Below are 22,660 nucleotides of genomic sequence, written 5' to 3' on the forward strand. Positions count from 1 at the left end.
CAGGGCACCTTCCTGCTAAGCTCTAGGACGTCCCGCCGGCAACGGCAGGAACCCCGGATTGCCCTCGTAGCTCAGGGGATAGAGCGTCTGCCTCCGGAGCAGAAGGTCGTAGGTTCGAATCCTATCGAGGGCACCACAGCAGTAACTGCAACATTCACCGCGGATCCGCCAAGGGTCCGCGGTTTTTGTTTGCCCCTTTTTTGCCTGCGGGCCCCGCTCTCGCCCGGTCCGCCGTTGTCGACACACTTATGTCCTGGCGCGCCCGTTCTATCCGGTGCGCCAGGACATGTACGCGTCACAGGGCCGGTTGCGCGTCGACAGCTTCCCGGGGATTGTCGCACGCTCCGCATAGGCTGATTCCAACGCCAGCAGCAAAGGGGTAAGCCGTGGAACCTGTCCTCGAACCGACCAACCAGCCATCCAGCACGCATGCGCAGCAGCACGTCCGCTGCTCCATCGTTCCGCCGTACATGCTGCGCAGGCTGGCACGCCAGGATGAACCGCAGCTCTCGGAGGTGGCCCGGGCGGCCAAGGAAGCGCTGGCCCACGTGCGCAGCGTCCAGGCGGCGCGCCTGGCCCCCGCACCGGCCCACCGCCCCGGCGCACGCAGTGGCGCTCCGGCCAAGCCGGACCGGTCCATCTTCGATGCCCAGCACACCGAGTCACTGCCGGGAAAGCTGGTCCGCAAGGAGGGCGAGCCCGCCGTCAAGGATGTTTCGGTGAACGAGGCCTACGACGGCCTCGGCCACACCCACAAGTTCTACGCGGAAGTTTTCGGCCGCAGCTCCATCGACGGCGTGGGAAATCCGCTGCTGGCCACCGTCCATTTCGGCAACAAGTACGACAACGCCTTCTGGGATGGCACCCAGATGGTATTCGGCGATGGTGACGGCGAGGTTTTCCAGCGGTTCACCAAGTCCCTCACCGTGATCGGCCATGAACTGGCACACGGCGTGACGCAATACACCGCCAACCTGGCCTACCGGAACCAGGCCGGTGCCATCAACGAGTCACTGTCGGACATCTTCGGTGCGTTGGTGGAGCAGTACACAAAGCAGCAGACCGCTGCTGAGGCCAGCTGGCTGATCGGCGAGGGACTCTTCACGGAAAAGGTCCAGGGCACGGCCTTGCGTTCCATGAAGGCGCCCGGAACCGCTTATGACGACGATGTACTGGGGAAGGATCCGCAGCCGGACTCCATGGACTCCTACGTGCGCACCAGCGCGGACAATGGGGGCGTCCACATCAATTCCGGAATCCCCAACAAGGCGTTCTACGTGCTGGCCACGGACATCGGCGGGCACGCCTGGGAGGCTCCGGGACGCATCTGGTACGACGCCCTCACGGGCGGCTCGCTGCCTACCAATGCCACCTTCACCGTATTTGCCAAGGCCACGGCCGCTTCAGCGGTTGAACTCTTCGGGGCCGATTCACCAGAGCATGACGCCGTGCGCAAGGCGTGGGACACTGTCAAGGTAAAGCTCTAACCGGCCGCCGGGCGCTTCGCCCGGGACCGGAAACCCCAGGGATCGCCCATGAAAATTACTGTTGAGCGTCACGGTGGCATCGCCGCCATTCCCCGCGTCTGGACGGTGCAGGTCAGGTCCTCCAGCGCCGTAAGCCGCTGGGAACCGCTGGTGGATGCATGCCCGTGGGACGCAGTCCCCAACACCCTGCGGGACGCGTCCAAAGCATTCGAGGACGGCCCGCCGGACCGCTTTATGTACGCCATCCGGGCAGGACAACGCAGGGCCGCCCTGCCTGAGCGGGCCGTTGTGGGCCCGTGGCGCAGGTTGGTTGATTCCACGCGCGAAGCTGCGGAAGGTGATCAGACGGCCTCGGCCAGCTGACCCCGGAAGGCCCGCCGGTACGACTGCGGACTGGTGTCCAGCACCTTGGCGAAATGATGGCGCAGGAGCACAGGGTGGCCGAACCCCGACTGCCGGGCCACCTCGTCAATGTTCAAGTCACTGGTTTCCAGTAGTTCCTGGGCCCGAAGCACACGCTGGGAGTTAAGCCATGCCGCCGGGGTGGCACCCGTCTCCGCGCGGAACTTCCGGGCGAACGTGCGTGGAGACATGTGGAGACGGGCAGCGAGGTCGTTGACGGAGTGCTCCTTGTCCAGCTCAGACACCATCATCCGCAGCAGCGCCTCCATGGGCGCTGAACCGCATTTGGGCATGGGCCTGTCAATGTACTGGGCCTGTCCGCCGTCACGGTGCGGAGGAACCACCATGTCGCGCGCAATGGAAGCTGCGACGTTCGCCCCCAGTTCCACGCGCACCAGGTGCAGGCAGGCGTCGATCCCGGCGGCGGTGCCGGCAGAGGTGATGATGTTGCCGTCCTGGACGTAGAGCACGTTCTCATCCACCTGTGCTGCCGGATAGCTGGCGGACAGCTCCCCTGAGTAGTGCCAATGTGTGGTGCAACGCCGGCCATCCAGCAATCCTGCCCTCGCCAGGGCAAAAGCACCCGAGCAGATCGACATCACCCACGCACCCCGGGCGTCTGCGGCACGCAGTGCCTCCAGGACGGACTCCGGAACGTCATCGTCCCTGCCGTACGGCGCCATGATCACCAGGTCGGCGTCGGCAGTGGCTTCCAGGCCCAGGCTGACGTTCATGGACAATCCGGATTTGAGCGGGACGTTGCCTGGCTGCGGTGTGCAAATGCGGAAGTCAAAGGCAGGAACCGTTCCGCCCCGGCCGGACCTGTCGATGCCGAACACCTCACACGCGGTGCCGAACTCGAAGATGGAGAAGTTGGGAACCACAATCAAAGCGACTGTCTTAAGCATGCTTCCAGTGTGGCAGAAATTTAACCCTTTTGGGCATTTCTGCCACTGTTTCTTCGGGAAGGACCGGAGCAGCATGGAGGCATGGAAATCTTCGGAGTCATCGTCGTCATACTGCTTCTCATCGTTGCCGCAGCCACCGTGGCGGCACTCCTCCGCGATGGCCGCGGGCACACTCCCCCGGTCACCTCGGATCACGAATGGTCAGCCCTGGACCTGCCCAGCACCAACTACACGCTTCGTATCTTCTAACCGGACACCCAAGGGCCGGGGACACCCCACACCGGGTGTCCCCGGCCCTTTCGCGCGGGGGAGCCACGAGCACAGCACGGCCCCCGGGTGACGCCGCAGTAGACTGGCTGCAGCCATGACACTTCATATCTCCTACCCCGCCGAGCTGCCGGTCTCCGAGCGCCGCGAGGACCTGATGGCAGCCATTGCAGCCAACCAGGTGACCATCATCGCCGGCGAGACCGGTTCCGGTAAGACCACCCAGATCCCCAAGATGTGCCTGGAACTGGGCCTCGGGGACAAGGGCCTGATCGGCCACACCCAGCCGCGGCGCCTCGCAGCGCGGACGGTTGCGGAACGCATTGCGGAGGAACTCGGCGTCGAGCTGGGCCAGGAGGTGGGCTACCAGGTCCGGTTCACCGGCGAGACGGGGCCCACCACCAAGGTCAAACTGATGACCGATGGCATCCTGCTGGCAGAAATCCAGCGCGACAAGCTGCTGCGCAAGTACAGCGCCATCATCATTGACGAGGCCCATGAACGCAGCCTCAACATCGACTTCATCCTGGGCTACCTCAAGCGGATCCTGCCGCAGCGCCCGGACCTGAAGATCATCATCACCTCGGCCACCATCGATCCCGAACGGTTCGCGAAGCACTTCGGCGCCGAGGACGCACCGGCGCCCATCATCGAGGTCTCCGGCCGTACCTTCCCGGTGGAGATCCGCTACAGGCCGCTGTCCCAGCCTGCTTCTGCCGAGGACTCCGAGAACCTCTCCGACGACGCCTTGGAGGAGGACCGGGACCCGCTGGACGCCGTATGTGACGCCGTCGACGAACTGGCCCTGGAAGCACCCGGGGACATCCTGGTGTTCTTCTCCGGCGAGCGCGAGATCCGCGACGCCGCTGATGCCCTGAAGGCAAGGATCCAATCCAACCGGCGGCTGGCCGGCACCGAGGTCCTGCCGCTGTTCGCCCGGCTGAGCCTGCAGGAGCAGCACCAGGTGTTCCATCCGGGCTCCAAGCGGCGCATTGTGCTTGCCACCAACGTTGCCGAAACCTCGCTGACGGTGCCGGGCATCAAGTACGTGATTGATACGGGCACCGCCCGCATCTCCCGCTATTCGCATCGCACCAAGGTCCAGCGGCTGCCCATTGAACGCGTCTCCCAGGCCTCTGCGAACCAGCGTTCCGGCCGCTGCGGGCGCGTCTCGGACGGCATCGCGATCCGGCTCTATTCGGAAGAGGATTTCGAGTCCCGGCCCCAGTTCACTGATCCGGAGATCCTGCGTACCAACCTTGCGGCAGTGATCCTGCAGATGACGGCCATGGGCGTGGCCCGTGGCCCGAAGGACGTGGAGAATTTCCCCTTTGTGGAACCGCCTGAAACACGGGCCATTAACGACGGCGTGACACTGCTGCGCGAACTCGGTGCCCTGGCCAATGCCCCGGCAGGAGACGAACGCAAGGGTGCCCGCGGAAGCGGCCTCACCGCCGTCGGGCAAAAGCTTGCGCAGCTGCCCGTAGACCCAAGGCTGGGCCGGATGATCGTGGAGGCGGGCCAGCGCGGTTGCGTCCGCGAGGTCATGATCCTGGCGGCAGCGCTGACAATCCAGGATCCGCGAGAGCGCCCGCAGGACAAGCAACAGCTGGCAGCCGAAAAGCACAACAGGTTCCGGGACGAGAAATCCGACTTCACCGGCTACCTGAACCTGTGGAACTACCTGCAGGAAAAGCAACAGGAACTGTCCTCCTCCGCATTCCGCAGGCTGTGCCGCAACGAGTTCATCAACTACCTCCGCGTGCGCGAATGGCAGGACCTCTTTGCCCAGCTCCGCCAGCTGGCACGGCCGCTGGGCATCAGCCTGGACAACACCCGGACCGTTGACCCTGTTGGCAACCACGATGCCATCCACATCAGCCTGCTCTCCGGCCTGCTGAGCCACATCGGCATCCTTGACGAACGCAAGCGCGAATATGCCGGCGCCCGCGGAACCCGGTTCGCCATCTTCCCGGGCTCGGCGTTGTTCAAGAAGTCCCCAACGTTTGTGATGGCGGCCGAACTGGTGGAGACCAGCCGGCTGTGGGCACGGGTTGCGGCCTCCTTTGATCCGCTGTGGGCGGAGCAGGTGGCCCCGGGGCTGGTGAAGCGCAGCTACAGCGAGCCGCACTGGTCCAGCAGGCAGGGCGCGGTGATGGCCTATGAGAAGGTCACGCTGTACGGCGTGCCCATCATTCCCCAGCGCCGGATCAACTACAGCCGCGTGGATCCTGAGCTTTCCCGGGAGCTGTTCATCAGGCACGCCCTGGTGGAGGGCGACTGGAAGACCCACCACAAGTTTTTCCACCGCAACCAGGCCCTCCTGAACGAAGTCGAGGAGCTGGAAGCACGGATGCGCCGCCGGGACCTCCTGGTGGACGACGAAACGCTCTTCGAGTTTTACGATGCCCGGATCGGGCCGGAAGTGGTGTCCGCCCGGCATTTCGACAAGTGGTGGAAGGACGCCCGCCACCACCAGCCGGACCTGCTGGACTTTGACCAGTCGCTGCTCCTGAGCGAAGGCGCAGAGGAACTCGACGAGTCGGCATTCCCCAAGGTGTGGCACCACAAGGGCTTTGACCTGCCGCTCACCTACGAGTTCCACCCGGTTGCGCCCGGCTCACCGCCCAATCCGTCCGACGGCGTCACGGCAGAGGTGCCGGTCCTTTTCCTGAACCAGCTCGACGACGCCGCTTTCCGCTGGCTGATCCCCGGCCAGCGGGTGGAACTCGTCACTGCCCTGATCAAGTCGCTCCCCAAGCAGATCCGCAAGAATTTCGTGCCGGCTCCGGACGTGGCGCGACAGGCCGTGGCCGCGCTGGAGCAAGACTTTGACCCTGCCGGCGACGAGCTTGAACCTTCGCTGGAACTTGCACTGCGCCGCATCAAGGGCGTTGTGATTCCGCCCGGATCCTGGAACTGGGACGCCGTTCCCGCGCACCTGCGTGTGAGTTTCAAGGTGGTGGACAGCAAGGGCAAGGTGCTGGATGAAAGCAAGGACCTCGCGGGGCTCCAGGAACGGCTGGCTCCCGCCACCAGGCGCGCGATCGCCGAATCCCTCGGTGCCACCCCCGCCACCACTGCCCCCGCTGCACGGAAAAAGGGCCCCGGAGTACCGGCGTCGAACACTGCAGCTTCAAACGGCGCCCAGGCAGCCCCGGTAGCCGGGTTCGCTGAGCAGTCCGGACTGCTGGAATGGTCCTTTGGAACGCTGCCCCGGCAGGTCAGCAACCTGGTGGCCGGCCACACCGTCACCGGTTACCCGGCACTCGTGGACCAAGGCGGTTCGGTGGCCCTGCGCGTCTTCCAGAGCCCCCTGGAACAGCAGGCATCCATGCGCGCAGGTGTGATCCGGTTGCTCGCGCTCCGCGTCCCCTCCCCGGACCGGTACGTCCTGGAACACCTGAACAACACCGAAAAACTCACCTTCAGCCAGAACCCCCACGGTTCTGTCTCTGCCTTGATCGCGGACTGCGCACTGGCGGCGATCGACAAGCTGACCCCGGCTGAGTTGCCCTGGGACCGCGCCGCCTTCGACGCACTCTACGAGCAGGTCCGGGCGGAACTGATCGACACAGTATTCACCGTGACGGCGGTGGTGGAGCGGATCCTTGCGAGCACCCGGCGGATCCAGGCACAGCTCAAGGGCACCACCAGCCTGGCGCTGATCAGCGCGCTCAACGACATCCGCAGCCAACTGGAGCAGCTGGTTTATCCCGGGTTCGTGGCTAAGACGGGGTATGCCCAGCTCAGCCAGGTACCGCGCTACCTGGCCGCGATCGAGAAGCGGCTGGAGAAACTGCCGGGCAACGTCCAGCGGGACGCCAACAACATGGCGGTGGTGCAGCGGCTCGAAGACGATTACGACGACGCCACAGCCGCGTTGCCCCCTGCCCGGCGTGCTGCCACAGGACTGGAACACGTCCGCTGGATGATCGAGGAACTGCGCGTCAGCCTCTTCGCCGTGGAGCTGGGAACGGCCTACCCGGTGTCCGAGAAGCGGATCCGGGTGGCGCTGAACAAGGCACTGGCGCCCGCCTGAACAGTTCCCCGGCCGGGTCCGCCCGGCCCGGGAACCGTTACTTAAGCGGCAGGCACCGCTTCGCCGTATCCGGCGGCGCGAAGTCCTTCCCGGATCGTCTCGGCGTTGGCGTCCAGGGCCGACTGGTCCGGGTTGCTGTCCGCATTGGCGAAGTCGAAGTCCGCCATGGACCGCGACGGCCAGACGTGGACGTGCATGTGGTTTACCTCGTAGCCCGCCACGATCAGGCCTGCCCTGGGTGCTCCAAAGGCCTCTACCTGGACGGCTCCGATGCGGCGGGCCACTTCCATCACCTTGGCCACCGTCTCCGGGCGGGCATCCGTCCAGCGGTCCACTTCCTCGGTGGGAACCACCAGGGTGTGGCCGTCCGCCAGTGGCGCGACCGTCAGGAAGGCAACGACGTCCGGCTCGCGCCAGACAAAACGGCCCGGGATTTCGCCATTGATGATCTTGGTAAACAGGGTGCTCATGCGTCTGCCTTTCCGGCCGGAGCCTGCAAAGTACTGGTATCCAGGACAAAGCGGTATCTTACGTCGCCTGCCACCATTCGATCGTAGGCGTCGTTGAGCCCGTCAGCCCCCACCATTTCGATGTCGGAGACCACGTTGTTCGCGGCGCAGAAATCCAGCATTTCCTGGGTCTCGGCAATGCCGCCGATCAGTGACCCTGTATAGGCGAGGCGCCGGCGGATCAGCAGTCCGGGGTTGACCGGGGGCATCGCGCCCGAGGGAAGGCCCAGCTGGAACAAGGCGCCATCCCGGCGCAGGGTCTCCAGGTAGGGATTGAGATCGTGCGGAGCGGCCACCGTGTCGATAATGACGTCAAGGGTCCGCGAGGCCTCCCGCATTGCAGCGGGGTCCGCAGACAGTATGACGCCGTCGGCACCGAGGTCTGTGGCTGCGGCAATCTTCGCCGGGGACGTCGTAAAGACCTTCACCACGGCTCCCATCGCCTTGGCAAGCTTCACGGCCATGTGGCCCAGTCCGCCCAGCCCCACAACTCCTACGGCGTGGCCCGGTTTCACGCCAAACCTGCGCAGCGGCGAGTACGTGGTGATCCCGGCGCACAGCAGCGGCGCAGCGGCGGCCGGATCAAGTGCCTCCGGAACGCGAAGCACATAACGGCGGTCAACCACCACGGACCGGGAATAACCGCCCTGCGTGATGCTGCCGCCCTGCCGCGCGTCCACCGCTCCATATGTGCCCACCATGCCGCGCTCGCAGTGTTGCTCAAGGCCGTCCAGGCAGCTGGCGCATTCGCGGCAGGAGTCCACCATGCAGCCAACGCCCACCAGTTGACCCACTGCAAAGTCCTTAACGCCGGCACCCACGCGGCGGACCGTGCCCACAATCTCATGCCCGGGCACCAGCGGATAACGGGGAGCTGACCATTCGCCCCGGGTGGCATGCACATCCGAGTGGCAGAGCCCGCAGTACAGGATGGCAATCTCGACGTCGTCAATGCCCGGCGCGCGGCGGGTTACAGTCATCGGAAGCAAGCCGCTCTCCGGGCTCACGGCACCATAAGCCGCCGCCAGCGAGCCATCGGGGGAACCTGATGGAGCCTGGGAAACGGTATCCGGCAGGGGCTTGGCGAGCGGGGGCGGTACGGGTCGTCCTGGAGTCATTCTCCGACGCTACCACCGGGATCAGCGCCGACTGCTACCTCATTCGACGGTTCTGAAGACCACTGCGAGAACGAACCCGGGTACAGCGTGGCCCGGAAGCCGGCAATCTCCAAGGCAGCAATCTGGTGCGCGGCGGTGACGCCGGAGCCGCAATACACTGCGACGTCTGTCCCGTCATCAACCCCAAGGTCCTTGAACCGGGCACGGAGCTGGTCCGGCGGAAGGAATCGTCCGGTCGCGTCAAGGTTCTCCCCGGTCGGGGCGCTTAGGGCCCCTGGAATATGACCGGCCCGCGGATCAACCGGTTCCAGTTCGCCCCGGTATCGCTCACCGGCCCGCGCATCAAGCAGGAGACCGTGCCGGTGCCAGTCCGACGCGCCGGGCATGTCAGTCGCAGGGAGGTGGCCGCGGCCAAGAACCACGTTGCCCGGAAGCGGGGCGTGTTCACCCTTGTTTAGCGGCAGTCCTGCCGCCCGCCAGGCCCCAAGTCCGCCGTCGAGCATAAAGACGGACGATACGCCTGCGTCCCGCAGAAGCCACCAGGCACGTGCAGCAGCGGTATTTCCGTTGTCGTCATAGGCCACCACGGTATCGCCGGCATTGATGCCCCAGGCACGGGCGCTCCGCTGCAGAGCTTCCTTCGCCGGGAGCGGGTGCCGGCCGGCACCCTGCACGGCGGGATCCGCGAGCTCGTGGTGGAGGTCCACGTACACGGCTCCGGGTATGTGGGCTTCCAGGTAGTGCGCGTGTCCGTTCGGATCGCCGAGCACCCAACGGACATCCAAGAGGACGATCCGTTCGCCGGAGTCGAGGCGTGTTTTCAAAGTCAGTGCATCCACCACGGTTTTCATAACGTCTCCTTCGTGACAACCGGCCTTCTGGCACCCCGGCAAGCTTAGCGTGACCTCCAACACTCGCCGCGAGTCTGGCATCCCAGACAAATCTTCCGGATTTCCCGGCATAAACACCTTGGTCCTGAGAGAATCAATGCCGGCCCATGGCCTCTGGCAGTCCGTTCCGCCAGAACAACAAATCGCATGCGCGCACCCGGCTGAAACACCGTCGAAATCTCGGCTGTGCAGTATTGGCGTATTGCCCGCAACACGGAGGTGGATTCTATGAGTGATGTTCTCGACAACATCAACAGCGTTATCTGGAGCGATTGGCTCGTCTATTTATGTTTGGCCACCGGAGTCTACTTCTCCATCCGTTCCCGCTTCGTGCAGGTGCGCCAGGTCCCTGAAATGCTCCGGCTGCTTGTCAAAGGCGAGAAGTCGCCGTCGGGAGTCTCCTCGTTCCAGGCGCTGGCCATGTCCCTTTCCGGACGTGTCGGAACAGGAAACATCGCCGGCGTTGCCACGGCGATCGCCTTTGGTGGCCCGGGAGCCCTGTTCTGGATGTGGGCTGTTGCGTTCCTCGGGGCATCAACGTCCTTCGTCGAGTCAACGCTCGGCCAGATCTACAAGAGCAGGGACCGGATCACCGGCGAGTACCGCGGCGGGCCTGCCTACTACTTCAGCAGGGCACTCGCGCACACACGCGGGGCCAAATTCTTTACCGTGTACGGCTTTGTCTTCGCTGCTGTCACAGTCGTGGCCTGCGGCGTCCTGATGCCCGGCGTGCAGTCCAACTCCATGGCGTCAGCCATTGAGGGCGCCTGGGGTGTGGCACCGTGGGTGGTTGCCGTCGGCACCGTGATCGTGCTGGCCTTCGTGATCATTGGCGGAGTAAAGCGCATCGCCGCGTTCGCCTCTGTTGTGGTTCCGTTCATGGCACTTGCCTACATCCTGCTCTCCCTCATTGTTGTCTTCGCGAACGCGTCAGAACTCCCCAGGGTCATCTCCGACGTCTTTGCGAGCGCCTTCGGCCTCGACGCCGCCTTCGGCTCCATCATCGGCCTGGCCGTTATGTGGGGCGTCAAGCGCGGCGTCTACTCCAATGAAGCAGGCCAGGGCACCGGCCCGCACGCCGCAGCGGCCGCGGAGGTCTCCCACCCCGCAAAGCAGGGCCTCGTCCAGGCATTCGCCGTCTACATCGACACACTCTTCGTCTGCTCCGCCACCGGCTTCCTCATCCTTTCAACCGGTGCGTACAGGGTCTTCGAGGGCGGTTCCGCCGCCGGTGCCGTCCTTGCCGACGGCGGTTCCCTTTCCGCAGCGGCAGCTGTGGGTCCCGCGTATGCCCAGAGTGGATTCGACACGGTGTTCCCGGGCGTCGGTGCCTCCTTCATTGCTCTGTCGCTGATTTTCTTCTGCCTCACGACGATCATCGCGTACTACTACATGGCAGAGACCAACCTGCAGTTCCTGCTGGGCAAGGGCGCAACGTTCGTCGTTCCCGGTATCCGCACCAGCCTGGGACGCCTCACCACCTTGGCCCTGCAGGTCCTGATCCTGGTGGCATCTGCCGTCGGCGCCGTTACCACGGCCACTGAAGCATGGGCCCTGGGCGACATCGGCGTGGGCACCATGGCGTGGCTGAACATCATCGGCATCCTGATCCTGCAGAAGCCGGCCTTCAAGGCGCTGCGGGACTACGAGCGCCAGAAGAAGCACGGCCTGGACCCTGTCTTCAATCCGAAGGAGCTGGGCATCACCGGAGCAACGTTCTGGGAAACCTATGCTCCCGAAAAGGAGAAGGCAACGGCCGGCAAGGCCTAAGGCAACCCCTGGCTCCCGCCGATCAGGCACCCGGCCGATCCGGCTCCCGGAACCCGTCTTCCAAACCGCGGGCGGTCCCTCCTTTTGCAGGAGGGACCGCCCGCGGTCTGTTATATCTCCACGGACTCCCGCGGCGAAAGGCTGGTGTACGTGGTGCCGTATTTCCCGCCAATGCGTTCCACGTGGCCCTCGATCAGCCCCCGCCCCACATCGTTAAGCAGGGCGTCGTGGATCGGGTATGCCTGGGGCGCCCGGACCGATACAACGAAGTCCAGCACCTCTCCCACCTTGGACCAGGGCGCATGCAGCGGCAGCAGAAGGGTTTTCACCCCGATGCCGTCGGGCACAACAAATGAATCACCGGGATGAAAAATGCTCCCGTCCACGAGATAGCCAATGTTTGCCACCATCGGAATCAGGGGGTGGATGAGGGCGTGCTGGCCTCCAAAGGACCGAACGGAAAAACCCCCGGCCTCAAACGAACCACCGGCTTCGACGGCGTGCACCCTGCCGCCGTCGGACCCTGCCTTTGCGGACAGTTCCGCAGCCACGCCGGCCGGCGCATGGACTTCCAGCCCGGAGTTGCTTCCCAGCGCCGCCAGGACGGCCGGAACATCTATGTGGTCCGGATGCTCGTGGGTGACCAGCACGGCATTGGCACCCTCCAGCGCCTCAGCCGCTTCCGAGTAGGTGCCCGGGTCAATCACCAGGACCTGGTTGTCCTTCTGCAGTCGCACACAGGAGTGCGTGAACTTGGTGAGCTTCATACAGCCAGCGTAAAGAAGGCCCGCGGGCAGTGTCCACGCTTCCGCCTGCGCCCGCTGGTAATCTGGGACATTGCCAACCACATCAGGAAGCGAGCCCAGCCATGCCCCACGGCAGCCACGCCGACGCCGCGGCAGCCTCCCCTGCCCCCGCGGGCAAGGAGCAGCGCGTCACCAAGCAACGCTTGGCCGTCAGCGCCGCTCTGGATGAACTCGACGACTTCGTCAGCACGCAGGAGTTGTACCGGCTGCTGCAGAACCAGGGCGTTTCCGTATCCCTGGCCACTGCCTACCGCATCCTCCAGTCACTGGCAGATGAGGGCCTGGTGGACGTCCTGCGCACCGGGGACGGCGAGGCGGTGTACCGTCGTTGTGCCGTATCCGGCCACCACCACCACCTGCTCTGCCGGAACTGCGGCAAGGCCGTGGAAATTGAAGCTCCCGCGGTGGAAACCTGGGCCGCAAGGATTGCCAGGGAAAACGGCTACACCGAGGTTGCGCACACCGTGGAGATCTTTGGCCTCTGCCCGGACTGTACCGCCCTCAAGGCCGCGGGAAAGCTCTAGGCTGGCTGACCGGCCCGCTGGCGTTCCGGCGTCGTAAGTTCTGCATCCCGGGGCGCGGTCCGGCCATTCATGCCACGGCGCGAACGGACGTTCCCGACCACCCTGCACACCACATAAATCAGGAACGACAACGTGGTGACGTACGGGCTGATGGGGAGACGGCCGCCCAAAGCCAACAGGATTCCGCCCACAGTTGCCGTCACAGCGAAGGCAACGCTCAGCAGCACCACCGCCCAGGGCGCGGACGATACCCGCAGGGCAGCGGCCGCAGGCGTAATCAGCAGGGCCAGCACCAGGAGCGCCCCCACCACCTGGATGGACAAGGCAACGCTCACACCGAGCAGCAGCATAAAGCCGATGGAAAGCGCCCGCACGGGAACCCCGCGCGCTTCAGCAACCTCAGGATCCACGCTGGCAAAGCTCAGCGGCCTCCAGATGGCAACAAGCACCAGCATGACCACAACGGCTGTGCCCGCCAGCGCCTGGAGCTGGACGGTGTCAACGGACACAATTTGTCCGGTGAGCAGGCCGAACTTGTTGGCAGCACGTCCCTCGTACAAGGCCAGGAACAGGATGCCCAGGCCCAGGCCAAAAGGCATGATGACGCCGATGATGGAATTCTTGTCCCGTGCGCGCACGCCCATAAAACCCAGGGTCAGGGCCGCGGCCACCGATCCCAGCAGTGAACCGAAAATGATGTCCGCGCCAATCAGCAGTGCAAAGGCAGCACCGGCAAAGGAAAGCTCCGAGATGCCGTGCACCGCGAACGCCAGGTCCCGCTTCATCACGAACGTTCCCACCAGGCCACCAAGAAGGCCCAGTACAGCTCCCGCCCAGATGGAATTCTGGACCAGGACCAGCAGCTCGCCGTAGTTGTCAAAGTTGAAAATTGACCGAAGGATTTCCTGCAGGTCCATCTAGAGCACCTCTCCGGCCAGCGAGTGCTCGTCCGCGTGGTGATGGGTGGTGGCATCCGGAAGACCCACAACGACGATCCTGCCGTTGGCGTGGATGACGTCCACATGGCTGCCGTACAGCTCAGACAGCACTTCGGTGGTCATAACCTCCTCGGGCGTCCCCACGCGGAACTTGCCGCCGGCGAGGTAGAGCACCCTGTCCACGTAGTCGATCACGGGGTTGATCTCATGGGTGACGAACACGACTGCACTGTCCTGCTCCCGGCATTGTTTGTTGATCAATGCGCTCACGGCCTGCTGGTGGCGCAGGTCAAGTGAAAGCAGCGGTTCATCGCACAGCAGGACTTTGGGGCTCGTGGCCAGCGCCTGGGCTACCCTCAGCCGCTGCTGTTCTCCGCCGGAAAGCTGGCCGACCGGCACGTTGCAATACTCCGTGGCCCCCACTTCCTCCAGCAGCGCATCAATCCTGCGGGCGGCCTGGCGTGGCTTGAACCTGACGCCCCAGCGGTGGCCATCCACACCCAGGCCCACCAGGTCCCGGGCACGCATCGGAGTATCCGGAGCAAACGACTTCTGCTGCGGGATGTAGCCAATCAGGCTGCTGCCGCGTTCCACCGGAGCTCCACCCAGGCTTACCTGACCTGCGTGGAGTTCCTGCAGGCCAAGCAGGACTTTGAGGAAACTGGTCTTGCCGCTGCCATTGGGGCCAAGCACGGCGAAGAACTCGCCCGGCCTGATGTCCAGGTCCAGGTCTTCCCAGAGCGCCCGTTTTCCGAACTTCAGGGACGCGCCGCGAAGGCTGACCACTGGTTTCAACTATTTGCTCTCCAAGACTTCCTTGACGTTCTGAACATTGTCCGTCATCCAGGCCAGGTATCCCGCGCCTTCAGGCAGTGTCTCACTGAAATTCACAACCGGCACGCCGGCGGCTTCGGCAGCCTGCTTGACTGCCTGTGTCTGGGGACCCTCGGTCTGCTGGTTGTAGGCGAGGAACGCGATGTCCGGAGAGCCCGCCAACCTGGTGGCTTCCTGGAGCGTGGCAGGCGGAACGTCATTGCCTTCCTCTATCGCTGAACTGTAGTCGGCAGGAGTGACGTTCTCCAGTCCCGCCGCTTCGAGAAGGTAGAACGGCACGGGCTCCGTCATGAGGACGCCCTTCCCGGCTGACCCCGCTGCCAGGGCGTCCAGTTGCCCCGTCAATCCTGCCAGGCTGTCCTTGAAGGCGGTGGCGTTTGCATCAAACGTCCCTGCCGCATCCGGTTTGATCTCGCCCAGTTCCGTCGCCACGGCATCGGCGACGGCGGACATGGCGGCGAAGCTGTACCAGACGTGCTCGTTGAACTCGCCGTGGTCATGGTGGTGCTCCCCGCCGGCCGCTTCCGTCTCCGCACCGGCTTCCTCTTCGGGAGCAAGCCCGGAAATCTCTACAGCCTCAATGAACCGGTCACCGGTCAGGCCCGCTTCGTCGGCCAGCGAATGCAGGAACTCGTCGTATCCGCCGCCGTTGCCCACCACGAGGGCAGCCTTGGAAACAGCAAGCTTGTCCTGCGCAGTGACTTCATACGAGTGCGGATCCTGGCTGGTCCTGGAAATGATGGACGTGACGCTTACCGCATCACCGCCGATGGCTTCCACGATGTCCCCGTAAACGTTGGTGGAAGCAACGACCTGGACGGCGTCACTACTGCCTGTTACCGCCGGTTCGGGCGTGCTTGCGCAGGACGAAAGCAACAGAACGAGGGCACTGCCGGTGGCAGCAGCCAAGGCCGGAACAGTAGCACGGGGGAAACGGCGCACGGAATTACCTCAGATCAGGAAGGAAGGGTTGATTACCCATCAGTGTAGTCCTAATTAGGAATGATTCCTATTTAGAATTCCCATGGCGTCCCCGGTCGTTCCCTCTCGACTGCTCCTCCTGGCCCAGCCGCCGGATACCCGTGGCCTGGGTGGCGTCGCGGATTTCGCCCACAAGCTGCTCTATGACGTCTTCCAGGAACAGCACTCCCCTAGTCTGACCGTCAGGGCCGATGACACGGGCGAGGTGCGATCCCGTCCGCTGCATCACGGACATGGCCTTCTCGATTTCGTCATCCAGTGCCAGGTTGGCCAGCGAACGGATCCTGCTTTCGGCGATCGGGGCGTCGTAGCTCTCCTGCGGTATGGACAGTACGTCCTTTACGTGGAGATAACCGGCCAGCATGCCTTCATCATCAAGCATGGGGAAGCGGGAAAAGCCGGTCCGGCTGACCGCCTTTTCGAACTGGACAGGTGTGGTGGTTGATTTCATCATGACCAGGTCCTCCACCGGCACCATAATGCTCCGCGCCGTGTGCTCCGAAAACTCCAGCGCACCGGTAATCAGACCGGCCTCATCGTCCACCAGGCCGTGACGGGTGGATTCCTGAACAATGGACTGCACTTCCTCCAGGGTAAAGGTGGACGTGACCTCGTCCTTGGGCTCGATCTTCATCAGCCGCAGGATGTGGTTAGCGGACCAGTTGAGTACTGAAATAACCGGGTTCACCAGCTTGGCTACAAAAACCAGCGGCGGGGCCAGCAGCAACGCAGACTTGTCCGCAACGGAAACCGAAATGTTCTTCGGCACCATTTCGCCGAACGTCACGTGCAGGAAGGTCACCAGCAGCAGGGCGATGACAAACGCCCCGACGTCAGCGGCTTCCACCGGAATTCCCACCGCGTGCAGCGGTTCTGCAAGAAGATGATGGATCGCCGGTTCGGCCACCTGGAGGATCAACAGGGAGCACACGGTAATCCCCAGTTGGGCGCAGGCCAACATCAGCGAGACATTTTCCATGGCCCGCAGTGTTGTCCGTGCCCGCTTTGATCCGGCGTCAGCCAGGGGTTCGATCTGGCTGCGACGCGCGGACATAATGGCAAACTCTGATGCCACAAAAAAGGCGTTGCCCAACAGCAGGACCACCAGCCAGGCAATTCCGGCCCAATCGCTCATCGTCCGGCCTCCTGCTGGGAACCTTCAGCGCCTGCGTGATCCGGGCCGTCCCCCCGTGCAGGGCTGAAGCAGATCCTGTCGATCCGCCTGCCGTCCATCCGGGTCACCGTCAGGGTTCCGCCGGTCACCTCGACAGTGTCACCCACGGCACCAATCCTGCCCAGCTGGCTCATCACAAAGCCGCCCACAGTTTCATAGGCTGACTCGTCAGGCACAACGAGGCCGGGAATCTGCTCTGACAGTTCGTCAGGACGCAGCAGGCCCGGGAAGTACCAATCCCCCGAGGCGCTTTGGAGGAGCCCGGGCCGGACCTTGTCGTGTTCATCGGCAACTTCGCCCACAATCTCCTCGACGAGGTCCTCCAGGGTTGTAATGCCGGCCGTGCCGCCGTATTCATCAAGAACGACGGCGAGCTGCAGGTTTCCTTCACGCAGTTCCGCCAGGAGGGCATCGAGGTGGATGGTTTCGGGTACACGGAGGACATCGGTCATGATGGCACCGGCCTCCAGCTTGCCGCGGCGCTCGGCCGGGACAGCAATCGCCTTCTTCACGTGGACAACGCCGCGGATGTCGTCAGAGGAATCACCGATGACGGGGAACCGCGAGTAGCCCGTCCGCCGTGCGGCGTCCACGATGTCGGCTACGGGCTGGTCGGCGTCGATGGTTTCCACCCGGATCCGGGGTGTCATAACGTCGGCAGCCGTCCGGGCCGAGAAGCTCAGGGTGCGGGCCACGAAGTTGGCCGTCCCGGGATCAAGGGTCCCCATCTCCGCCGAGCGACGCACCAGGGAGGAGAGCTCCGCAGGGGTGCGAGCGCCCGAGATTTCCTCCTTGGCCTCCAGGCCGAAGAGATGCAGGACCCGGTTGGAGAATCCGTTCAGGACCACGATCGCGGGCCTGAAGATGGCCGTGAAGAGCAGTTGCGGGCGCGCCACAAAGCGGCCTACGGGGAAGGCCAGCGCGATCGCCATGTTCTTGGGCACCAGCTCACCCAGGAGCATGGACAGCAGCGTCGCCAACACCATGGCGATGACCAGGGAAACAGACCCGGCCGCAACGGCCGGGACGCCTGCGGCGTGCAGGAGCGGCTCCAGGAGCCGGCCCACGGACGGTTCCATCACGTAGCCCGTAAGGAGCGTGGTGAGGGTAATGCCCAGCTGGCAGCTGGACAGCTGAGTGGACAAGGATTTGAGGCACTTGAGCAGCGGGATGGCCGCGGTATCGCCCCCATCAATGGCCCGCTGGACGGTGGGCTGGTCAAGGGCGATCAGGGAGAACTCGACGGCCACAAAAAAGCCGGTACCGGCAATCAGGAGCAGGCCGGCGGCAAGCAGAAGCCATTCCATCAGAAACCGCTCCCCATGAAGGAGCGGACAGGACTGGGCTGCTGGATATTCCGGGGGAAACTGCCCGGTGGAGGATGGTCAGCGGAAGCCGACGCTGTTTCCTTGATGTCTGATTCCACGGACCAGTTACTGGCCGGAGAATAATGGGCGCGTGCTCGGGGTTTGCCGGCTCTGCGGGTGACAGCAGCGGAGCGAAATATCCTGCCCCGCTGACAGTCCCCAGGCCGGCACCTAGATTTACTGTCCATAAGGATCCCAGTCTACAGGAGCAGTCCTGCCGCTTTCGCGGGGGGGGGAGTTCTGTATGGGTACTTGTGTCCATCGACGGCGGAGCGTGGCCGGGATAGCTTTGTCTCAACAACCCGGCCGGATGGCTGGGAATCAGGGCAGTACCTACTTGAAGGAGATACATCATGGCTATCTGGGGTGCAGATGTTGCAGAACTCAAGAAGCTCGGAACCAAGCTGAAGGCCGGTTCCGCTGAGATCGAGAAGCAGAAGTCGACGCTGACCAAGGTTCTCGCCGGCACCGACTGGAAGGGCCCGGACGCTGACCGCTTCCGCAACGAGTGGAACGGCCAGCACGTTTCCTCCCTCGCCAAGGTTGCCCAGGCCCTCGAGGACGCCGGCCAGCAGGCCACCAAGAACGCTGCTGAGCAGGAAAAGGCCTCACACTAAGAGCCCTTATAACTGTGGGCCCGGACACAAAGTGTCCGGGCCCACAGTGCGTTTTACGTCATCTCATGATTTGGGTCACCCTTATTGGGGAATACCCGCCGCGCTCACTAGACTGGCAAAGGTCTGGGTTCAGAGGACGCAGAAGCTGGTTCTTTGTAGTGCCGTTGCACAGTGGAAACCAGAGGGAAATCAATCTCATGGAAGAGGCGTATTTCAAGTGCCAGAGCAGCCTAGCCACCGTCTACCAGAGGAATTTGGCGGAAACGAGTGGCTCGTTGACGAACTGTACGAGCAGTACCAAAAGGACAAGAACGCCGTGGACGCCAAGTGGTGGCCGCTGTTCGAATCCTTCGACTCGGGCACTGATTCATCCGCCAACGGGAACGGCGTTCCTGCCGGGCAGCACCCCGCTACGCGTGAACTCCCGGTAGTGCAGAAGCAGGAGGCCGCCCCGGCAACGACGCCGGCCAAGCCTGCAGCAGCTCCTGCCGCCCAGGCGCCTGCGGCTCCGGCTGCCAAGAAGGATCCTGCCGTTGTTGCCCGCGATGGAGCGAGCAAGCCCAAGGCCGGCACCACAACGGCGCCCATCCCCGCGCAGCTTCCGAAGAACACCAACGTCCCTTCGGCCCCGGAGCAGGACGCCGTCTCCGTCCTGAAGGGACCGGCCAAGGCCATCGCCGCCAACATGGTGACCAGCCTTGAAGTTCCCACGGCCACCAGCGTCCGCGCCATCCCGGCCAAACTGCTCATCGACAACCGCGTGGTCATCAACTCCAACCTTGCCCGTGCCCGCGGCGGCAAGGTCTCCTTCACGCACCTGATCGGCTACGCCGTCATCCGGGCGCTCTCCCAGTTCCCCTCCATGAACGTGTACTACGACGAAGTGGACGGCAAGCCTGTCGCTGTCCAGCCGGCACACGTCAACTTCGGCATCGCCATCGACATGCCCAAGCCCGATGGCAGCCGCCTCCTTATGGTGCCGAACATCAAGAAGGCGGAGACCCTCAACTTCTCCGAGTTCTGGCACACCTACGAGGACCTCATCAAGCGCGCCCGCAACGGCAAACTGACTGCTGATGACCACTCCGGCACCACCGTCTCCCTCACCAACCCGGGCGGCATCGGCACGGTTCACTCCGTTCCCCGACTGTCCAAGGGCCAGGCCGCCATCATCGGCGTCGGTGCATTGGACTACCCGGCAGAGTTCCAGGGCGCCAGCGAGAAAATCATCGCCCACAACGCGATCAGCAAAGTTCTCACGCTCACGTCCACGTACGATCACCGTGTCATCCAGGGCGCAGGCAGCGGCGAATTCCTCAAGCTGGTCCACCAACTCCTGCTGGGTGCGCAGAACTTCTACGACGAGATCTTCGAATCGCTGCGCATCCCCTACGAGCCCGTGCGCTGGAGCCCGGACCTTCAGATTGATCCGGCAGACGAAATCAACAAGGTTGCCCGGATCCAGCAGCTGATCCACTCCTACCGTGTGCGCGGCCACCTGATGGCAGACACCAACCCCCTCGAGTACGTCCAGCGCAAGCACCCGGACCTCGATGTGCTCACCTACGGCCTGACGTTGTGGGACCTGGACCGTGAGTGGCCTACAGGCGGCTTCGGCGGCAAGCCCATGTTGAAGTTCCGCGACATCCTCGGCGTGCTTCGGGACGCCTACTGCCGCACCACCGGCATCGAGTACATGCACATCCAGGAACCTGAGGAACGCAAGTGGTTCCAGGACCAGCTGGAGCACCCTTACTCCAAGCCCAGCCGTGAAGAGCAGCTGCGCATCGTCTCCAAGCTGAACGCTGCCGAGGCCTTTGAGACGTTCCTGCAGACCAAGTTCGTGGGCCAGAAGCGCTTCTCGCTCGAAGGCGGCGAATCCCTCATTCCGCTGCTGGACTCGATCATCTCCGACGCCGCAGACGACGGACTCGATGAAGTGGCGATCGGCATGGCCCACCGTGGCCGCCTCAACGTACTGACGAACATCGCCGGCAAGACCTACGCCCAGGTATTCCGGGAATTCGAAGGCACGCAGGATCCCCGCTCCGTCCAGGGCTCCGGTGACGTCAAGTACCACCTGGGCACCGAGGGTACCTTCACCTCGGACCTTGGCAACGAGACCAAGGTCTACCTGGCTGCCAATCCGTCTCACCTCGAAGCCGTCGACTCCGTGCTCGAAGGCATCGTCCGTGCCAAGCAGGACCGGCTGGACCAAGGCGAAGGCTTCCCCGTTCTGCCCATCATGGTGCACGGCGACGCCGCGTTCGCTGGCCAGGGTGTAGTTGCCGAGACCCTCAACCTCTCCCAGCTGCGCGGTTACCGCACGGGTGGAACCATCCACGTTGTGGTCAACAACCAGGTGGGCTTCACCACCGCGCCGTCGTCCTCCCGTTCGTCCACTTACTCCACGGACGTCGCCAAGATGATCCAGGCACCGGTGTTCCACGTGAACGGTGATGATCCTGAAGCAGTGGTCCGTATTGGCCAGCTCGCCTACGAGTTCCGCCAGCGCTTCCACAAGGACGTCGTCATCGACATGGTCTGCTACCGCCGCCGCGGCCACAACGAAGGCGATGACCCTTCGATGACGCAGCCCATGATGTACAACCTGATCGAAGCCAAGCGCTCCGTCCGCAAGCTGTACACCGAATCCCTGATCGGCCGTGGCGACATCACCGAAGAAGAAGCCGAGCAGCTGCTCCGCGACTACCAGGAACGCCTGGAGCGGGTCTTTGCTGAGACCCACGCCGCCCAGACCTCCCCGATCCCGATCATCACGGCGGATTCCGCTGCGGTGTCGGACATCGAACGGCCCATCGCCCAGCGTGCGGATTCCGGAATAAATGCTCCGAAATCCACCGCGATTTCCGCAGAGACCCTTGCCCGCATCGGCCAGGTACACCTGGAAATCCCCGAAGGATTCACCGTCCACGCCAAGCTGAAGCAGCTGCTGGAGAAGCGTGAGCAGATGTCCCGCGACGGCGGCATCGACTGGGGCTTTGGCGAAATCGCCGCCTTCGGATCCTTGATCATGGAAGGCGTTCCCGTCCGCCTCGCAGGCCAGGACTCGCGCCGCGGTACCTTCGTCCAGCGGCACGCGGTGTTCCATGACCGCGCCAACGGCAACGAATGGATGCCGCTGGGTCACCTGAGCGACGACCAGGCAAAGCTCTGGATCTATGACTCCCTGTTGTCCGAATACGCAGCCATGGGCTTCGAGTACGGCTACTCGGTTGAGCGGCCCGATGCCCTGGTGCTGTGGGAAGCCCAGTTCGGTGACTTCGTCAACGGCGCCCAGACCATCATCGATGAGTTCATTTCCTCCGCCGAGCAGAAGTGGGGCCAGCGTTCATCGCTTGTCCTTATGCTGCCGCACGGCTACGAAGGCCAGGGCCCTGACCACTCGTCCGCGCGCATCGAACGCTTCCTGCAGATGTGCGCCGAGGAAAACATGATCGTGGCCAACCCCACCACTGCCGCTTCGCACTTCCACCTGCTGCGCCGCCAGGCATACAGCAGGCCGCGCAAGCCGCTGATCATCTTCACTCCGAAGCAGCTGCTCCGCCTGAAGGCTGCGGCTTCGTCCGTGGAGGACTTCACGCAGGGCAGCTTCCTCCCGGTCATCCCGGACCACGAGGCACCGGCGGGTGACGCCGTCGAGCGTGTCCTGCTGGTCTCGGGCCGCCTGTACTACGACCTCCTGTCCACCCGGCAGAAGACCGAAGACAAGACCACCGCGATTGTCCGGGTTGAGCAGCTGTACCCGCTGCCGTCCGAGGAAATTGCGGCGGAGCTCGCCAAGTACCCGAACGCAGAAGTTGTCTGGGCACAGGACGAACCCGCGAACCAGGGCCCGTGGCCGTTCATCGGCCTGAACCTGCCAAATGAGCTTGACCGGCGGATCCGCCTCATCTCGCGGCCCGCGTCTGCTTCCACGGCAGCAGGATCCATGAAGAGGCATGCGGCTGAGCAGGATGCCCTGCTGAAACAGGCATTCGCGCGAAAGTAATACAGCAACTGCCC

General features: G+C 63.8%; 18 protein-coding genes and 1 tRNA gene. 9 read left to right on the forward strand and 10 right to left on the reverse strand.

Translation table 11 applies throughout. The features are described 5' to 3' along the window. The first annotated feature begins 60 nt into the window (after positions 1–60). The 3 genes from ACPJW8_RS12220 to ACPJW8_RS12230 all read left to right on the forward strand — a co-directional run bounded on the left by ACPJW8_RS12220 (position 61) and on the right by ACPJW8_RS12230 (position 1,850). Positions 61–136: transfer RNA gene (locus ACPJW8_RS12220), tRNA-Arg, on the forward strand. A 334-nt stretch (positions 137–470) separates the two neighbouring features. Then, on the forward strand, positions 471–1,487 hold the full coding sequence (locus ACPJW8_RS12225; RefSeq protein ID WP_330187854.1) for a M4 family metallopeptidase: 1,017 nt from the start codon (positions 471–473) through the stop codon (positions 1,485–1,487). Positions 1,488–1,535: 48 nt separating this feature from the next. Then, positions 1,536–1,850, forward strand: a complete 315-nt coding sequence (locus tag ACPJW8_RS12230) for a hypothetical protein (protein WP_330187722.1) — start codon at positions 1,536–1,538, stop codon at positions 1,848–1,850. On the opposite strand, the gene ACPJW8_RS12235 is transcribed toward ACPJW8_RS12230, so the two are convergent. Continuing rightward, on the reverse strand, positions 1,829–2,797 hold the full coding sequence (locus tag ACPJW8_RS12235; RefSeq protein WP_330187721.1) for a GlxA family transcriptional regulator: 969 nt from the start codon (positions 2,795–2,797) through the stop codon (positions 1,829–1,831). The two genes, ACPJW8_RS12230 and ACPJW8_RS12235, sit on opposite strands and share 22 nt — an antisense overlap. Before the next feature lie 81 nt (positions 2,798–2,878). Here ACPJW8_RS12235 and ACPJW8_RS12240 point away from each other — a divergent pair, with 81 nt between their 5' ends. Together ACPJW8_RS12240 and hrpA are read left to right on the forward strand one after the other, a co-directional pair. Continuing rightward, on the forward strand, positions 2,879–3,046 hold the full coding sequence (locus tag ACPJW8_RS12240; RefSeq protein ID WP_330187720.1) for a hypothetical protein: 168 nt from the start codon (positions 2,879–2,881) through the stop codon (positions 3,044–3,046). A gap of 115 nt (positions 3,047–3,161) precedes the next feature. Then, the gene (gene hrpA / locus ACPJW8_RS12245; RefSeq protein ID WP_330187719.1) at positions 3,162–7,106 is read left to right on the forward strand and encodes an ATP-dependent RNA helicase HrpA; all 3,945 of its coding nucleotides are present in this window, start codon (positions 3,162–3,164) and stop codon (positions 7,104–7,106) included. A gap of 41 nt (positions 7,107–7,147) precedes the next feature. Here hrpA and ACPJW8_RS12250 read toward each other — a convergent pair whose 3' ends face one another. The 3 genes from ACPJW8_RS12250 to ACPJW8_RS12260 are packed head-to-tail and all read right to left on the reverse strand — an operon-like array spanning position 7,148 to position 9,584. Continuing rightward, a complete protein-coding gene (locus tag ACPJW8_RS12250; RefSeq protein ID WP_330187718.1) occupies positions 7,148–7,576 on the reverse strand; it encodes an HIT family protein in 429 nt (142 codons plus the stop codon). Beyond that, complete coding sequence (locus ACPJW8_RS12255) at positions 7,573–8,733, reverse strand: NAD(P)-dependent alcohol dehydrogenase (RefSeq protein ID WP_330187717.1); 1,161 nt, start codon at positions 8,731–8,733, stop codon at positions 7,573–7,575. Before ACPJW8_RS12255 ends, ACPJW8_RS12250 begins: the two co-directional genes overlap by 4 nt. Then, on the reverse strand, positions 8,730–9,584 hold the full coding sequence (locus ACPJW8_RS12260; RefSeq protein ID WP_330187716.1) for a sulfurtransferase: 855 nt from the start codon (positions 9,582–9,584) through the stop codon (positions 8,730–8,732). Before ACPJW8_RS12260 ends, ACPJW8_RS12255 begins: the two co-directional genes overlap by 4 nt. Before the next feature lie 267 nt (positions 9,585–9,851). On the opposite strand from ACPJW8_RS12260, the gene ACPJW8_RS12265 reads away from it, so the two are divergent. Next, positions 9,852–11,393 carry an alanine/glycine:cation symporter family protein gene (locus tag ACPJW8_RS12265; protein WP_330187715.1) on the forward strand — a complete coding sequence of 514 codons (1,542 nt, stop codon included), beginning with the start codon at positions 9,852–9,854 and terminating at the stop codon, positions 11,391–11,393. Positions 11,394–11,503: 110 nt separating this feature from the next. Here ACPJW8_RS12265 and ACPJW8_RS12270 read toward each other — a convergent pair whose 3' ends face one another. Beyond that, positions 11,504–12,160 (reverse strand): MBL fold metallo-hydrolase, encoded by a 657-nt coding sequence (locus ACPJW8_RS12270; protein ID WP_330187714.1) that lies wholly within the window; start codon positions 12,158–12,160, stop codon positions 11,504–11,506. A 101-nt stretch (positions 12,161–12,261) separates the two neighbouring features. On the opposite strand from ACPJW8_RS12270, the gene ACPJW8_RS12275 reads away from it, so the two are divergent. After that, positions 12,262–12,723, forward strand: a complete 462-nt coding sequence (locus ACPJW8_RS12275) for a Fur family transcriptional regulator (RefSeq protein ID WP_330187713.1) — start codon at positions 12,262–12,264, stop codon at positions 12,721–12,723. Here the strand turns inward: ACPJW8_RS12275 and ACPJW8_RS12280 are convergent. The 5 genes from ACPJW8_RS12280 to ACPJW8_RS12300 form a co-directional block, all read right to left on the reverse strand. Then, positions 12,720–13,640: a metal ABC transporter permease gene (locus ACPJW8_RS12280; RefSeq protein WP_330187712.1), complete on the reverse strand. Its 921-nt coding sequence runs from the start codon at positions 13,638–13,640 to the stop codon at positions 12,720–12,722. The two genes, ACPJW8_RS12275 and ACPJW8_RS12280, sit on opposite strands and share 4 nt — an antisense overlap. Further along, positions 13,641–14,456 carry a metal ABC transporter ATP-binding protein gene (locus ACPJW8_RS12285; protein WP_330187711.1) on the reverse strand — a complete coding sequence of 272 codons (816 nt, stop codon included), beginning with the start codon at positions 14,454–14,456 and terminating at the stop codon, positions 13,641–13,643. Beyond that, entirely contained in the window at positions 14,457–15,404 is a 948-nt protein-coding gene (locus tag ACPJW8_RS12290; protein WP_330187710.1) for a metal ABC transporter solute-binding protein, Zn/Mn family, read from the reverse strand. 100 nt (positions 15,405–15,504) lie between these two features. Next, the gene (locus ACPJW8_RS12295; RefSeq protein WP_330187709.1) at positions 15,505–16,611 is read right to left on the reverse strand and encodes a hemolysin family protein; all 1,107 of its coding nucleotides are present in this window, start codon (positions 16,609–16,611) and stop codon (positions 15,505–15,507) included. Next, positions 16,608–17,957 carry a hemolysin family protein gene (locus ACPJW8_RS12300; protein WP_330187708.1) on the reverse strand — a complete coding sequence of 450 codons (1,350 nt, stop codon included), beginning with the start codon at positions 17,955–17,957 and terminating at the stop codon, positions 16,608–16,610. Before ACPJW8_RS12300 ends, ACPJW8_RS12295 begins: the two co-directional genes overlap by 4 nt. Before the next feature lie 413 nt (positions 17,958–18,370). On the opposite strand from ACPJW8_RS12300, the gene ACPJW8_RS12305 reads away from it, so the two are divergent. Next, positions 18,371–18,634 carry a hypothetical protein gene (locus ACPJW8_RS12305; protein WP_330187707.1) on the forward strand — a complete coding sequence of 88 codons (264 nt, stop codon included), beginning with the start codon at positions 18,371–18,373 and terminating at the stop codon, positions 18,632–18,634. Positions 18,635–18,851: 217 nt separating this feature from the next. Then, positions 18,852–22,646, forward strand: a complete 3,795-nt coding sequence (locus tag ACPJW8_RS12310) for a multifunctional oxoglutarate decarboxylase/oxoglutarate dehydrogenase thiamine pyrophosphate-binding subunit/dihydrolipoyllysine-residue succinyltransferase subunit (RefSeq protein ID WP_330187706.1) — start codon at positions 18,852–18,854, stop codon at positions 22,644–22,646. The last annotated feature ends 14 nt before the right edge of the window (positions 22,647–22,660 follow it).

It is taken from the genome of Pseudarthrobacter sp. J47 (assembly GCF_049810315.1).
GTDB lineage: Bacteria > Actinomycetota > Actinomycetes > Actinomycetales > Micrococcaceae > Arthrobacter.

Coding starts and splice junctions, on each gene's coding strand:
- hrpA (WP_330187719.1), top strand. CDS start 3,162: ATGACACTTCATATCTCCTACCCCGCCGAGCTGCCGGTCTCCGAGCGC.
- ACPJW8_RS12280 (WP_330187712.1), bottom strand. CDS start 13,640: ATGGACCTGCAGGAAATCCTTCGGTCAATTTTCAACTTTGACAACTAC.
- ACPJW8_RS12230 (WP_330187722.1), top strand. CDS start 1,536: ATGAAAATTACTGTTGAGCGTCACGGTGGCATCGCCGCCATTCCCCGC.
- ACPJW8_RS12305 (WP_330187707.1), top strand. CDS start 18,371: ATGGCTATCTGGGGTGCAGATGTTGCAGAACTCAAGAAGCTCGGAACC.
- ACPJW8_RS12300 (WP_330187708.1), bottom strand. CDS start 17,957: ATGGAATGGCTTCTGCTTGCCGCCGGCCTGCTCCTGATTGCCGGTACC.
- ACPJW8_RS12235 (WP_330187721.1), bottom strand. CDS start 2,797: ATGCTTAAGACAGTCGCTTTGATTGTGGTTCCCAACTTCTCCATCTTC.
- ACPJW8_RS12265 (WP_330187715.1), top strand. CDS start 9,852: ATGAGTGATGTTCTCGACAACATCAACAGCGTTATCTGGAGCGATTGG.
- ACPJW8_RS12255 (WP_330187717.1), bottom strand. CDS start 8,733: ATGACTCCAGGACGACCCGTACCGCCCCCGCTCGCCAAGCCCCTGCCG.
- ACPJW8_RS12250 (WP_330187718.1), bottom strand. CDS start 7,576: ATGAGCACCCTGTTTACCAAGATCATCAATGGCGAAATCCCGGGCCGT.
- ACPJW8_RS12240 (WP_330187720.1), top strand. CDS start 2,879: ATGGAAATCTTCGGAGTCATCGTCGTCATACTGCTTCTCATCGTTGCC.
- ACPJW8_RS12275 (WP_330187713.1), top strand. CDS start 12,262: ATGCCCCACGGCAGCCACGCCGACGCCGCGGCAGCCTCCCCTGCCCCC.
- ACPJW8_RS12295 (WP_330187709.1), bottom strand. CDS start 16,611: ATGAGCGATTGGGCCGGAATTGCCTGGCTGGTGGTCCTGCTGTTGGGC.
- ACPJW8_RS12260 (WP_330187716.1), bottom strand. CDS start 9,584: ATGAAAACCGTGGTGGATGCACTGACTTTGAAAACACGCCTCGACTCC.
- ACPJW8_RS12225 (WP_330187854.1), top strand. CDS start 471: ATGCTGCGCAGGCTGGCACGCCAGGATGAACCGCAGCTCTCGGAGGTG.
- ACPJW8_RS12270 (WP_330187714.1), bottom strand. CDS start 12,160: ATGAAGCTCACCAAGTTCACGCACTCCTGTGTGCGACTGCAGAAGGAC.